The sequence below is a fragment of the Streptomyces sp. NPDC058758 genome (genome assembly GCF_042746075.1).
In the GTDB taxonomy this organism is placed as follows: Bacteria; Actinomycetota; Actinomycetes; order Streptomycetales; family Streptomycetaceae; genus Streptomyces.
Genome location: NZ_JBHYPS010000012.1, coordinates 113,503 through 125,884, shown reverse-complemented (window position 1 = coordinate 125,884; position 12,382 = coordinate 113,503). Strand labels below are relative to the sequence as shown.

General features: G+C 74.1%; 12 protein-coding genes. 4 read left to right on the top strand and 8 right to left on the bottom strand.

What is annotated here, in order from left to right; translation table 11 throughout:
• Positions 1-27 precede the first annotated feature (27 nt).
• The 3 genes from ACFW6A_RS17370 to ACFW6A_RS17360 form a co-directional block, all read right to left on the bottom strand.
• Positions 28-1,680: a phospho-sugar mutase gene (locus tag ACFW6A_RS17370; protein WP_351850591.1), complete on the bottom strand. Its 1,653-nt coding sequence runs from the start codon at positions 1,678-1,680 to the stop codon at positions 28-30.
• Positions 1,681-2,033: 353 nt separating this feature from the next.
• Complete coding sequence (locus tag ACFW6A_RS17365; RefSeq protein WP_351099485.1) at positions 2,034-2,837, bottom strand: purine-nucleoside phosphorylase; 804 nt, start codon at positions 2,835-2,837, stop codon at positions 2,034-2,036.
• A 174-nt stretch (positions 2,838-3,011) separates the two neighbouring features.
• A complete protein-coding gene (locus tag ACFW6A_RS17360) occupies positions 3,012-3,449 on the bottom strand; it encodes a gamma-glutamylcyclotransferase (protein ID WP_043227006.1) in 438 nt (145 codons plus the stop codon).
• A 231-nt stretch (positions 3,450-3,680) separates the two neighbouring features.
• Here ACFW6A_RS17360 and ACFW6A_RS17355 point away from each other — a divergent pair, with 231 nt between their 5' ends.
• Positions 3,681-5,120, top strand: a complete 1,440-nt coding sequence (locus tag ACFW6A_RS17355; RefSeq protein ID WP_351850592.1) for an NAD(P)H-quinone dehydrogenase — start codon at positions 3,681-3,683, stop codon at positions 5,118-5,120.
• A 258-nt stretch (positions 5,121-5,378) separates the two neighbouring features.
• Positions 5,379-6,308 (top strand): DeoR/GlpR family DNA-binding transcription regulator, encoded by a 930-nt coding sequence (locus ACFW6A_RS17350; protein WP_229916572.1) that lies wholly within the window; start codon positions 5,379-5,381, stop codon positions 6,306-6,308.
• A 173-nt stretch (positions 6,309-6,481) separates the two neighbouring features.
• Here ACFW6A_RS17350 and ACFW6A_RS17345 read toward each other — a convergent pair whose 3' ends face one another.
• Positions 6,482-8,236: an acetyl/propionyl/methylcrotonyl-CoA carboxylase subunit alpha gene (locus ACFW6A_RS17345; protein ID WP_386641306.1), complete on the bottom strand. Its 1,755-nt coding sequence runs from the start codon at positions 8,234-8,236 to the stop codon at positions 6,482-6,484.
• 374 nt (positions 8,237-8,610) lie between these two features.
• Between ACFW6A_RS17345 and ACFW6A_RS17340 the strand changes: the two genes are divergently transcribed.
• Entirely contained in the window at positions 8,611-9,048 is a 438-nt protein-coding gene (locus tag ACFW6A_RS17340) for a hypothetical protein (protein ID WP_386484539.1), read from the top strand.
• A 36-nt stretch (positions 9,049-9,084) separates the two neighbouring features.
• Here the strand turns inward: ACFW6A_RS17340 and ACFW6A_RS17335 are convergent, their stop codons facing one another.
• From ACFW6A_RS17335 to ACFW6A_RS17325, 3 genes are all read right to left on the bottom strand, one after another.
• Positions 9,085-9,708, bottom strand: a complete 624-nt coding sequence (locus ACFW6A_RS17335; protein WP_351844642.1) for a nucleoside triphosphate pyrophosphatase — start codon at positions 9,706-9,708, stop codon at positions 9,085-9,087.
• Between the two features lie 13 nt (positions 9,709-9,721).
• Positions 9,722-9,850 carry a morphogenic membrane protein MmpB gene (gene mmpB, locus ACFW6A_RS17330; protein ID WP_351844640.1) on the bottom strand — a complete coding sequence of 43 codons (129 nt, stop codon included), beginning with the start codon at positions 9,848-9,850 and terminating at the stop codon, positions 9,722-9,724.
• A gap of 70 nt (positions 9,851-9,920) precedes the next feature.
• On the bottom strand, positions 9,921-10,604 hold the full coding sequence (locus tag ACFW6A_RS17325) for a TetR/AcrR family transcriptional regulator (RefSeq protein WP_351844638.1): 684 nt from the start codon (positions 10,602-10,604) through the stop codon (positions 9,921-9,923).
• Between the two features lie 87 nt (positions 10,605-10,691).
• Here ACFW6A_RS17325 and ACFW6A_RS17320 point away from each other — a divergent pair, with 87 nt between their 5' ends.
• Positions 10,692-12,083 (top strand): MFS transporter, encoded by a 1,392-nt coding sequence (locus ACFW6A_RS17320; RefSeq protein WP_351844636.1) that lies wholly within the window; start codon positions 10,692-10,694, stop codon positions 12,081-12,083.
• Positions 12,084-12,155: 72 nt separating this feature from the next.
• Here the strand turns inward: ACFW6A_RS17320 and ACFW6A_RS17315 are convergent, their stop codons facing one another.
• The gene (locus ACFW6A_RS17315) at positions 12,156-12,368 is read right to left on the bottom strand and encodes an acyl-CoA carboxylase epsilon subunit (RefSeq protein ID WP_043227015.1); all 213 of its coding nucleotides are present in this window, start codon (positions 12,366-12,368) and stop codon (positions 12,156-12,158) included.
• Between the last annotated feature and the right edge of the window lie 14 nt (positions 12,369-12,382).

Here is a 12,382-nt window from a genome sequence, read left to right as displayed (position 1 = left end):
GGCCCTTCCCCGTGCCTCACGCCCCGGTCACAGCCCCGCGGCCGCCGCCAGGTCCTTCTTCAGCGCGCCCAGCACCTCGGCGCCGGTCGCCCGCGCCGAGGCCAGGCCGCTCGCGTCGGCGACCGGGACCACGACCTCCAGGTAGCACTTGAGCTTGGGCTCGGTGCCGGAGGGGCGGACGATCACGCGGGCCTTGAAGTCGCCGTCCAGGTGGTAGCGCAGGCCGTCCGTCGGCGGCAGCGACTCCGTGCCCTTCGTCAGGTCCTCCGCCGAGACGACGGCCAGCCCCGCGAGCCGCACCGGGGGCTTCTCGCGCAGCGCGGCCATCGCGTTCGCGATGATCCCGAGGTCCTCCACGCGCACCGACAGCTGGTCCGTGGCGTGCAGGCCGTGCGCGACCGCCAGGTCGTCGAGCAGGTCCGTCAGCGTCCGGTCCCGCTCCTTCAGCTCCGAGGCCAGCTCGGCGACGAGGAGCGCCGCCGTGATGCCGTCCTTGTCGCGGACGCCCTCCGGATCCACGCAGTAGCCGAGCGCCTCCTCGTAGCCGTACCGCAGCCCCTCGACGCGGGCGATCCACTTGAAGCCGGTCAGCGTCTCCTCGTACCCGACCCCGGCCGCCTCCGCGATCCGGCCGAGCAGCGAGGACGACACGATCGACTCCGCGAAGACGCCCCGCGCCCCCTTGTGCACCAGGTGCGCGGCGAGCAGCGCGCCGACCTCGTCGCCGCGGAGCATCCGCCAGCCGCCCTCCACGGACGCGTCCGGCACGGCCACGGCGCAGCGGTCGGCGTCCGGGTCGTTGGCGATGACCAGGTCGGGGCCGACGGCCCGGGCCGCCTCGAAGGCGAGGTCCATGGCCCCCGGCTCCTCGGGGTTCGGGAAGGCGACGGTCGGGAACGCCGGGTCGGGCTCGGCCTGCGCGGCGACGAGCGCCGGCGGCGGGAAGCCGTGCCGGGCGAAGGCCGCCGTCAGGACGTCCTTCCCCACCCCGTGCATGGCGGTGTAGACGGTCCGCGCGCCCCGCGGCGAGCCGGGGGTCAGGACGGCGTCGGTGCGGGCCAGGTACGCCTCCAGGACCTCCTCGCCGAGCACCTCCCAGCCGCCGTCCGGGCGCGGCACGTCCGCCAGCGCCCGCACGGCGTCGATCTCGGCCGCGATCCCGGCGTCGGCCGGGGGCACGATCTGCGAGCCGTCGCCCAGGTACACCTTGTAGCCGTTGTCGCGCGGCGGGTTGTGGCTCGCCGTCACCTCGACGCCGGCCACCGCGCCCAGGTGCCTTATGGCGTACGCGAGGACCGGCGTCGGCAGCGGGCGCGGCAGCAGCGCGGCGCGCAGCCCGGCGCCCGTCATCACGGCGGCGGTGTCGCGCGCGAAGTCCTCGGACTTGTAGCGGGCGTCGTACCCGATGACGACCAGTCCGCCGGCCTGCCCCTGCGCCTTGAGGTACGCGGCGAGACCTGCGGCGGCCCGGATCACCACGGCCCGGTTCATCCGCATGGGCCCGGCGCCCAGCTCCCCGCGGAGCCCGGCGGTGCCGAACTGCAGCGTCCCGGCGAAGCGGACGGTCAGCTCGTCGGTGTCGCCGTTCTCGATCAGCGCGGCGAGTTCGTCGCGCGTCTCGCTGTCGGGGTCCTCGGCGAGCCAGGCCTGGGCCCGGGCGAGGAGTTCGTCCTGCGTCACGGTGGTGCGCCTTTCGTGTGCGGGCGGGGTGGTGGGGTGGTGGGGGAGGGTGCGGGGTGCGCGGGTGGGGCGCGGTGGTCCGCTGCGCGGAGCCTTCCCCCACCCCGCCCCTTCCCGAAACCGGGGGCGAGCCCCCGGGCCCCGTACGGCCTTCGGCCGTGTCCTCAGGTGCCGGACGGGCTGAAATCAGCCCGTCCGGCACCTGAGGGCCGGGATCCGGGGCGGAGCCCCGGTTTCGGGAAGGGGCGGGGCGGGGAGAGGCCCCGCGCAGCGGCCCCCGTCCCGCCGGGCCCGCGCTCCCGCGGCCGTCCGCCCGGCTCCGGGCCGGCGGTGCGGGGGCCGCGGAGAGGACGTCAGATCCGGTCGAGGACCCGGGTCAGCAGTTCACCCATCCGCGCCGCCGAGTCGCGCCCCGCCTGGAGCACCTCCTCGTGGTTCAGCGGCTCGCCCGAGAGCCCCGCCGCCAGGTTGGTGACGAGGGAGATGCCGAGGACCTCCGCGCCGGCCTCGCGCGCGGCGATGGCCTCCAGGACGGTGGACATGCCGACGAGGTCGCCGCCCATGACCCGGACCATGTTGATCTCGGCGGGGGTCTCGTAGTGGGGGCCGGGGAACTGGACGTACACGCCCTCCTCCAGCGTCTCGTCGACCTCCTTGCACAGGGCCCGCAGCCGCGGCGAGTACAGGTCGGTGAGGTCGACGAAGTTCGCGCCGACGATCGGCGAGGCGGCCGTCAGGTTGATGTGGTCGCTGATGAGGACCGGCTGGCCGGGGCGCATGCCCTCGCGCAGGCCGCCGCAGCCGTTGGTGAGGACGACGGTCTTCACGCCGGCGGCGACGGCGGTGCGGACGCCGTGTGCGACGGAGGCGACGCCGCGGCCCTCGTAGAAGTGGGTGCGGCCGAGGAAGACCAGGGCGCGCTTCTCCCCGATCTTGTACGAGCGGACCTTGCCGCCGTGGCCCTCGACGGCCGGCGGCGGGAAGCCCGGCAGCTCGGTGACGGGGAACTCGGCCTCGGGGGCGCCCAGGGCGTCCACGGCCGGGGCCCAGCCCGAGCCCATGACCAGGGCGACGTCGTGGTTCTCGACTCCGGTCAGCTCGCGCAGTCGCGCGGCTGCGGCCTCGGCGGCCTCGTACGGGGTGGCAGTAGCGTTCACTGGCTCTCTCGCCTCGGGGAGGGGGTCCGAGGGAGGTGGCCCCGGACGGAATTCGTTCGCGAAGAAGCCTAGCCGGAGAATTCCTACGCGCGTAGATGACGGCGCGGACGGACATGCGATCGTTGTCTTGTCGTTTCCCACGAAGGCGCTCCGGCGCCCGGACGGGGGAAGGCCTCAGCAGGGCCGCTTGCGGATCTCCATCACGTAGTCGTGCGGCGCCCCCGCCGACTCCGCCGCGTCGGCGACCTCGCCGAGGTAGCGCGCGGACGGCAGCCCGCCCTCGTACGCGTTGAGCACGTAGACCCAGGCCGGCTCCTCGCCGTCGAGGGTGTGCACCCGGACCCGCATCCGCCGGTAGATGTCGAGCCCGACGCCCTCCCACCGGTCCATGGAGTCCTCGTCCATCGGGGCGATGTCGTACAGCGCCACGAAGACCTGCTGGCGCGGGGCCTCCACGAGGGTGGCGAGCGCGCCCTCCCAGCCCATCTGCTCCCCGCCGAAGGTGAGCCGCCAGCCGTTCAGCCAGCCGGTGCCGCGCAGCGGGGAGTGCGGGGCGCGGCGGGTCATGAGCCGCGGGTCGAGGTTGCCGGCGTACGCGGCGTAGAGCGACATGGGTCCGAGGGTACGGGAGGGACGGGGGTGTCCGGCGAACCCCGAGGTGGCGGCCGTACGGGGGCCTCCGCCGCGTCCCGGCGGGGTTTTTCCGGCCCCGGCGCGAGGGAGTCCGCCCGGTACGGGACAATGGGGTACGCACTTGAAGCGTGCGGGACAATGGCGTACGCACTGCAGCCCAGCGGGGGCCGCACACCCCCGGCAGAACGAGAGCGCGAGGCGTAGATCCCAGTGACCCGGATCGTGATCATCGGCGGCGGACCCGGCGGATACGAGGCGGCCCTGGTGGGCGCCCAACTCGGCGCGGAGGTGACCGTCGTCGACTGCGACGGCCTCGGCGGCGCGTCCGTCCTGACCGACTGCGTCCCCTCCAAGACCCTGATCGCCACCGCCGAGGTGATGACCACCTTCGACTCCTCCTACGAGGAGCTGGGCATCATCGTCGCGGACGACACCCCGCACGTGGAGCAGGCCGCCCGCGTCGTCGGCGTGGACCTCGGCAAGGTCAACCGACGGGTGAAGCGGCTCGCGCTCGCCCAGTCGCACGACATCACCGCCTCCGTCACCCGGGCCGGCGCCCGGGTGCTGCGCGGCCGGGGCCGGCTCTCCGGCCGCCAGGCCGTCGACGGCTCCCGCCAGGTGATCGTGACGGCGGCCGACGGCACCGAGGAGACGCTGACCGCCGACGCGGTGCTGATCGCGACCGGCGGCCACCCGCGCGAGCTGGCCGACGCCCAGCCCGACGGCGAGCGGATCCTGAACTGGACGCAGGTCTACGACCTCAAGGAGCTCCCGGAGGAGCTCATCGTGGTCGGTTCCGGCGTGACCGGCGCCGAGTTCGCCGGCGCCTACCAGGCCCTCGGCTCCCGCGTCACCCTGGTGTCCAGCCGCGACCGCGTGCTGCCGGGCGAGGACCCCGACGCCGCCGCGGTCCTGGAGGACGTCTTCCGCCGCCGCGGCATGAACGTCATGGCCCGCTCCCGCGCCGAGTCCGCCAAGCGGGTCGGCGACCGGGTCGAGGTCACCCTCGCGGACGGCCGGGTCATCTCCGGCACCCACTGCCTGATGGCCGTCGGCGCGATCCCGAACAGCGCCGGGATGGGCCTGGAGGAGGCCGGCGTCCGGCTCAAGGACTCCGGCCACATCTGGACCGACAAGGTCTCCCGCACCTCCGCCCCGGGCGTCTACGCCGCCGGCGACGTCACCGGCGTCTTCGCGCTCGCCTCGGTCGCCGCCATGCAGGGCCGGATCGCGATGTACCACTTCCTCGGCGACGCGGTGGCCCCGCTCAACCTCAAGACGGTCTCGTCGAACGTCTTCACCGACCCCGAGATCGCGACCGTCGGCTACACCCAGGCGGACGTGGACGCGGGCAAGATCGACGCCCGGGTCGTCAAGCTGCCGCTGCTGCGCAACCCCCGCGCGAAGATGCAGGGCATCCGGGACGGCTTCGTCAAGATCTTCTGCCGCCCCGGCACCGGCATCGTGGTCGGCGGCTGTGTCGTCGCCCCCCGGGCGAGCGAGCTGATCCACCCGATCTCGATCGCGGTCGACAACAATCTGACGGTCGAACAGATCGCAAATGCTTTCACCGTGTACCCCTCCCTGTCGGGCTCGATCGCGGAAGTGGCACGGCAGTTGCACACCCGAAAGACCTCGGGCGAGGGCTGACCTCCCGCGGGGCGGGGGCGCCCGGAGCGGCGAACACCGCCCCCGCCTGCGGGAACGGTTCGCCGACTCGGACAACCCCCGGCAAGACGGGGCATAGTCCAGGCGCGGAACGGATCAAGGGCGGGGCTTCCTATACCACTTGGGAGCCCCGCCCGTGTGCATCTTCCGCAATCCGGCCCATAGTGCTGAAAAGGATCCGCGCCGCACGTTACTGTCAGTTTCGTGTTCGCTGCAGAACGTCGCCAGTTGATCCTCGAAATGGTGCGAGCCAATGGGGCCGTGTCGCTCCGCGAGCTCGCCCGCGTCGTCCAGACCTCCGAAGTGACCGTGCGCCGCGACGTACGGGCCCTGGAGGCAGAAGGACTCCTCGACCGCCGGCACGGCGGTGCGGTGTTGCCGGGCGGATTCACGCGAGAATCCGGCTTCCCGCAGAAATCCCATCTCGCGACCGCGGAGAAGACGGCCATCGCCGACGTCGCCGCGAGCCTGGTCGAAGAGGGCGAGGCCATCGTCGTCGGCGCCGGGACCACCACCCAGGAGCTGGCCCGCCGGCTCGCCCGGGTGCCCGGTCTCACCGTGGTCACCAACTCGCTGCTCGTCGCCCAGGCCCTGGCGCACGCCAACCGGGTGGAGGTCGTCATGACCGGCGGCACCCTGCGCGGCTCCAACTACGCCCTCGTGGGCAGCGGGGCCGAGCAGTCGCTCCAGGGGCTGCGGGTCTCCCGCGCCTTCCTCTCCGGCAGCGGGCTCACCGCCGAGCGCGGCCTCTCCACGTCCAACATGCTCTCCGCGAGCGTGGACCGGGCGCTGGTGCAGGCGGCCGCCGAGGTCGTCGTCCTCGCCGACCACACCAAGCTCGGCACCGACACCATGTTCCAGACGGTGCCGACGGACGTGATCACCCGCCTGGTCACCGACGAGCCTCCGCCGCACGACGAGCGGGCCGCCACCGAGCTCCAGGCCCTCGCCGACCAGGGCGTGCAGATCGCCGTGGCCGGCACCGGGCAGGGCGGCGTCCCCGCCGCCGAGCAGCTGCCCCCGGGCGTCCGGGGCCGCCGTGACGTGCCGCTGCCCGTGCAGCGCGGCGGCAGGATGCCCGGCGGACAGTTCCGCGGCCCCGGTCCCGGCGGCCTCGGCGCCGAACCCCTGGAGCGCACGGCCCGGGTGGCGGACCTCCGCCGCCGCTGAGCCCCCGCCCCGCACGGCCGGGCTCCGAACCGTACGGCCCTGGCGCCGCCTCCGTACGACCCGGTCCCGTCCCGCACGACCCCGACGCAGTGAGCCGCCGCCCCTTCCGCCGGATACGGCGAAGGGCCCCCAGGCGGCTGCCTGCGGGCCCTTCCACGCGATCGGACGGGCCGTCAGGCCTTGATCTCGCAGATGCCGGCGCCGGACGTCACCGACGCGCCGACCTCGGCGCTCAGGCCCGTGACGGTGCCGGACTTGTGCGCGTTGAGCGGCTGCTCCATCTTCATGGCCTCCAGGACGACGATCAGATCGCCCTCCTTGACCTCCTGGCCCTCCTTGACCGCGACCTTCACGATCGTGCCCTGCATGGGCGAGGCGAGGGTGTCGCCCGAGGCCGTCGGGCCGGACTTCTTGGCGGCGCGGCGCTTCGGCTTGGCACCGGCGGCCAGACCCGTGCGCGCCAGGGACATGCCCAGCGACGACGGGAGGGAGACCTCCAGGCGCTTGCCGCCGACCTCGACCACGATGGTCTCGCGGCCGGCCTCGTCGTCCTCCGCGTCGGCACCGGCCGGGGCGAACGGCTTGATCTCGTTGACGAACTCCGTCTCGATCCACCGGGTGTGGACGCGGAACGGGTCGGCGGTGAAGTCGGGGTCGACCACGACGGCCTGGTGGAACGGGATGGCCGTGGCCATGCCCTCGACCTTGAACTCGGCGAGCGCGCGGGCGGCGCGCTGGAGAGCCTGCTCGCGGGTGGCGCCGGTGACGATCAGCTTCGCGAGCAGCGAGTCCCAGGCCGGGCCGATGACCGAGCCGGACTCGACGCCCGCGTCCAGGCGGACGCCCGGGCCGGTCGGCGGCTGGAAGAGGGTGACCGTGCCGGGGGCCGGGAGGAAGTTGCGTCCCGGGTCCTCGCCGTTGATGCGGAACTCGAAGGAGTGGCCGCGCATGGCCGGGTCGCCGTAGCCGAGCTCCTCGCCGTCGGCGATCCGGAACATCTCGCGGACCAGGTCGATGCCGGTGACCTCCTCGGTGACCGGGTGCTCCACCTGGAGGCGGGTGTTGACCTCCAGGAAGGAGATCGTCCCGTCCATGCCGACGAGGAACTCGACCGTGCCGGCGCCGACGTAGCCGGCCTCCTTCAGGATCGCCTTCGACGCCGCGTACAGCTGCGCGTTCTGCTCGTCCGTCAGGAACGGCGCGGGCGCCTCCTCGACGAGCTTCTGGTGGCGGCGCTGGAGCGAGCAGTCACGGGTCGAGACGACGACCACGTTGCCGTGCTGGTCGGCGAGGCACTGGGTCTCGACGTGGCGCGGCTTGTCGAGGTAGCGCTCGACGAAGCACTCGCCGCGGCCGAAGGCGGCGACGGCCTCGCGCACGGCGGAGTCGTAGAGCTCCGGCACCTCTTCGAGGGTGCGGGCGACCTTGAGGCCGCGGCCGCCGCCGCCGAAGGCCGCCTTGATGGCGATCGGCAGGCCGTGCTCCTCGGCGAAGGCGACGACCTCGTCCGCGCCCGAGACCGGGTCCGGGGTGCCCGCGACGAGCGGGGCCCCGGCGCGCTGGGCGATGTGACGGGCGGCGACCTTGTCGCCGAGGTCGCGGATCGCCTGCGGCGGCGGGCCGATCCAGGTGAGACCGGCGTCGATCACGGCCTGGGCGAACTCCGCGTTCTCGGAGAGGAAGCCGTAGCCGGGGTGGACCGCGTCCGCGCCGGCGTCCTTCGCGGCCTGGAGCACCTTGGCCATGTCCAGGTAGCTGGTGGCCGGGGTGTCACCGCCCAGGGCGAACGCCTCGTCGGCCGCGCGGACGTGCAGGGCGTCCCGGTCCGGGTCCGCGTAGACGGCTACGCTGGCGATCCCGGCATCCCGGCAGGCACGGGCGACACGAACAGCGATTTCGCCACGGTTGGCGATGAGCACCTTGCGCACGATGGCTCCCTCCTTGAAAACAAGCTGAGTTTAGGGACTGCCGACACGGCCCCTCGACCCGTCCCCACGGGTGAGCTTGCCCACACGGAGTGTCGTCGGGGGCTCGCTCGGGTCGTGAAATCCCTTGTCGCACCACGGTACGCAGGGTTCCTTTACGGCACAGTAGCCCTGAGGTGTGGCGCAGGTCTCTGTTCGCGGGGCCAGTCGCCATTCGGGTTTCTTTGTGGAGTCCCTACGAATGGCGGAATGATTCTTTGCCGGAACGTCGCCCTTCGGCCATGACGCGCGAACCCTTGTCCCGACGTTTACCGGCCAGTAGCCTTCGCGCTGTCGACCGTACTGTCGGTAACAGTCGCATTCAGGGGGTGGCCGAGGTGGCCCGCAGACCGATCGCATGCGTCACGGCCGCCGTCCTCCTGGTGGAGGCGCCCGCCGTCGTCGGGCTCAACGCGGTCATGGCCCGGTTCGTCGAGGTCCAGTCGATGTCCCTCGACGGACTCGATCCCGACCACATGGTCACCGGCACCTGGGCCCTCGGCATCGGCTCCGGCCTCGCCCTGCTCCTCTGCGCCCTCACCGCCCTCGTCGCGGGCGTCCGCGACCGGCGCCCCGGCCGGCTCGGGCGGGGCCTGCTGATCGGCTGCGCGGTCGTCCACGGACTCCTCGCCGCGGTCGCCGCCGCCCTGGTCGGCTGGACCGCCTTCGCCGCCCTCATGACCGTCGTCGCCCTCGTCGTGCTCACCCTGGTGGCGTACGGCAAGGAGCCCGGGGCCCCGGCGCGCGCCGGGGCCCCGGAGCCGGCCGAGGCCTGACGCGGACTCGGCCGGACCGGCCGGATCCGGTCCGGCTCAGGCGGTCCAGAGGTCGGTGATGCCCACGTCGAGCCTGGCGAGGAGCCGGCGCAGCAGCGGCAGCGACAGGCCGATCACGTTGCCCGGGTCGCCGTCGATGCCCTCGATGAACGGCGCCGAGCGGCCGTCCAGCGTGAAGGCGCCCGCCACGTGCAGCGGTTCGCCGCTCGCCACGTAGGCCGCGATCTCCGCGTCCGTCGGCTCGCCGAACCGGACCACGGTCGAGGCCGTCGCCGACTCGTACCGCTTGGCCGCCGTGTCGTACACGCAGTGGCCGGTCTGGAGGACGCCGACGCGGCCCCGCATCTCCTGCCAGCGGGCGGTCGCCTCGGCGGCGTCGGCGGGCTTGCCCAGCGCCCTGCCGTCCAGCTCCAGGACCGAGTCGCAGCCGATCACCAGCGCGCCGCTCGCCTCGGGGCGGGCCGCCACGTGCGCCGCCTTGGCCTCCGCCAGGGACAGCGCCAGCTCGGCCGGGGTCGGGGCGTGGACCTTGTCCTCGTCCACCCCGCTGACGATCACCTCGGGGGCGAGGCCGGCCTGGCGGAGCAGGCCGAGCCGGGCCGGGGAGGCGGAGGCGAGGACGAGGCGGCGGGGCGTGCCGCCCGGGTGATCAGCAGTCATGGGGGCAGCGTACTCAGCGCGCGCCCATCACGAGCATCAGGACGACCATGGCCAGCGCCAGCACCACGCCCGACCGGCGCAGCATCTCCTGCGCCTCGCGCAGGAACTTCGGCGGCTTGTTCTCGGGGTCGGACCACAGCATGTTCCCGATGGTGCGGTGCGGGGCGGCGGGGCGCCTGAGTACGGATACTCAAGCGCTCCCGGAATCCCGCTCAGGAGGCGTACGCGCCCGCCGCCGCGGCGGCCAGGGCCGCCGTGACGGCCCGCTCGGCGTCGGCGGGCGACAGCTCCTCGTACGTGACGGAGAAGCGGTAGTAGAGCGGCGCCGAGACGGCCCGCAGCAGCTCCGTCGGGTCGGTGCCCGCGGGCAGTTCGCCGCGGGCCGCCGCCCGCTCCGCGACCGGCGCCCACGCGGCGAGCCGGGTGCGGTAGAAGCCGCTCAGGGCCCGGGCGCACTCCGCGTCGCAGGCGGCGGCGGCGAGGACCGCGCGGAAGACGGCGCCCATCCGCGGATCGGTGAGGGTCTCCCGTACGAGGTCGGCGTTGGCCCGCAGGTCGCCGGCGAGGCTGCCGGTGTCGGCGGCGGGCACGGACTGCTCGGCCATGTCGCGCAGGAGGTCGGCGACCAGGCCGACGGGGGAGCCCCAGCGGCGGTAGACGGTGGTCTTGCCGACGCCGGCGGCGGCCGCGATCTGATCCATGTTCAGGGTGGGGAAGCCGCCGGTGGCGAGGGCCTCCTGGGTGGCGTCGAGGACCGCCCGGCGCACCTTCGCAGTACGGCCTCCGGGCCGTCGGGTGCCGGGTCCGGACGAGGGGTCCGGCGTCCCGCCGCTCCCGCCCGCGCTCTCGTCCCCGCGCGTCCCGCCGCTCTCGCGCGTCCCGCTGTTCTCGTTCAAATGGGTCTCCTGTTCCGTTAAGGCGCCGGAGTCTGCTAGCGTCTCGCCCATCTTAACGGAACCAGTCTCCCATTAAGGGGTCCCGTCATGGTCGCGCTCGCAGCACGCCCCGCCCCGGCCGCGCCCGTCCGCATGGACGGACGGATGCGGCTCGTCCTCGTCGTCCTCCTCGTCGCCCAGTTCATGCTGGCCGTCGACTTCTCGATCCTGAACGTCGCCCTCCCCGTCGTCGGCGAAGGACTCGGCTTCTCCCTCGGCGGCCTCCAGTGGATCGCCACCGCCTTCGCCCTCTCCGCCGCCGGCTTCACCCTCCTCTTCGGGCGCCTCGCCGACCTCCTCGGCCGCCGCCGCGTCTTCCTCGCGGGCATGGCCGTCCTCGGCGCCGCCTCCCTCGCAGGCGGCCTCGCCACCACCCCCGAACTGCTCATGGCCGCCCGCGTCGCCCAGGGCCTCGCCACCGCCGCCGTCACCCCCGCCGGCCTCTCCCTGCTCACCTCCGCCTTCCCCGAGGGCCCGCTCCGCGACAAGGCCCTCGGCCTCAACGGCGCCCTGATGTCCGCCGGGTTCACCACCGGAGCCGTCCTCGGCGGCGTCCTCACCGACCTGCTCTCCTGGCGGTGGGCCTTCTTCGTCAACGTGCCGGTCGCGCTCGCCGTCCTCCTCGTCGCCCCCGCCGTCCTGAAGGAGAGCCGCCCCGCCGAACGCCCCCGACTCGACGTCCCCGGCGCGGTCACCGTCACCGGCGGCCTCCTCGCCCTCGTCCTCGGCCTCACCGCCGCCGGCGAGCACGGCTGGACCGCCCCCGGCGCCCTGCTGCCGCTCGCCGCGGCCGCCGTCCTGCTCACCGCCTTCCCCCTCGTCGAGCGCCGCTCCGCCGCCCCCCTCGTCCCCCTCCGGGTCCTGAGGCGCCGCACCGTGGTCTGGGGCAACCTCGCCGGGCTCGCCGCCTTCGCCACCGAGACCTCGCTGGTCTTCCTGATGACCCTGCACCTCCAGGACGTGCTCGGCTTCTCCCCGCTCGCCGCCGGCCTCTCCTTCGGCGTCCTCGGCGCCGGCACCGTCCTCGGCGGCCTGCTCGCCCCCCGCTTCCTCGGCCGCTTCTCGCCCCGCGCCGCCCTCGTCGCCGGCGGGCTCCTCCAGGCCGCCGCCACCCTCGCCCTCCTCGGCATCGGCGACGGGCGGAGCACGTACGGCCTGCTGCTCGCCGCCACCTTCGCCGGCGGCGTCGGCAACATGCTCGCCATCGTCGGCTTCATGGTCACCGCCACCTCCGGCCTCCCCGACGGCGAGCAGGGCATGGCCACCGGCATCGCCACCATGACCCAGCAGGTCGGCATCACCCTCGGCACCCCGGTGATGAGCGCCGTCGTCGTCACCGCCGCCACGCTCCCGGACGGCATCGCCCGCGCCGTCGCCGTCAACGCCGCCCTCGTCCTGGTGGCGGTCCTCGTCCCGGCGCTCCTCCTGCGGCGCCGCTGAGCGCGCACGACGAAGGCCGGACCCCCCGCACACGGGGTCCGGCCTTCGCCCACGTCACACCGTCCGGACCGGTCAGACCGGCCAGTAGGACCGCGCCCAGGCCCGCGGGCCCGGCCGCGGACGGACCGAACGCGCGATCCGCGACGGGTCCGACCAGCCCTCCGGCACCGCCGGGCCGCCGCCCTGCGCGGCCGCCGCCGCCGTGGCCGCGGCCCGGGCCTGGACCACCGCCAGTGCGGCGGCCAGCTCCTCGGGCGTCGGGTTGCCTCGTACGACCTTGATCATCGTGCTGTCCCTCC

Coding starts and splice junctions, on each gene's coding strand:
- ACFW6A_RS17360 (WP_043227006.1), bottom strand. CDS start 3,449: ATGTCGCTCTACGCCGCGTACGCCGGCAACCTCGACCCGCGGCTCATG.
- ACFW6A_RS17335 (WP_351844642.1), bottom strand. CDS start 9,708: ATGACTGCTGATCACCCGGGCGGCACGCCCCGCCGCCTCGTCCTCGCC.
- ACFW6A_RS17315 (WP_043227015.1), bottom strand. CDS start 12,368: ATGATCAAGGTCGTACGAGGCAACCCGACGCCCGAGGAGCTGGCCGCC.
- mmpB (WP_351844640.1), bottom strand. CDS start 9,850: ATGCTGTGGTCCGACCCCGAGAACAAGCCGCCGAAGTTCCTGCGCGAG.
- ACFW6A_RS17350 (WP_229916572.1), top strand. CDS start 5,379: ATGGTGCGAGCCAATGGGGCCGTGTCGCTCCGCGAGCTCGCCCGCGTC.
- ACFW6A_RS17320 (WP_351844636.1), top strand. CDS start 10,692: ATGGTCGCGCTCGCAGCACGCCCCGCCCCGGCCGCGCCCGTCCGCATG.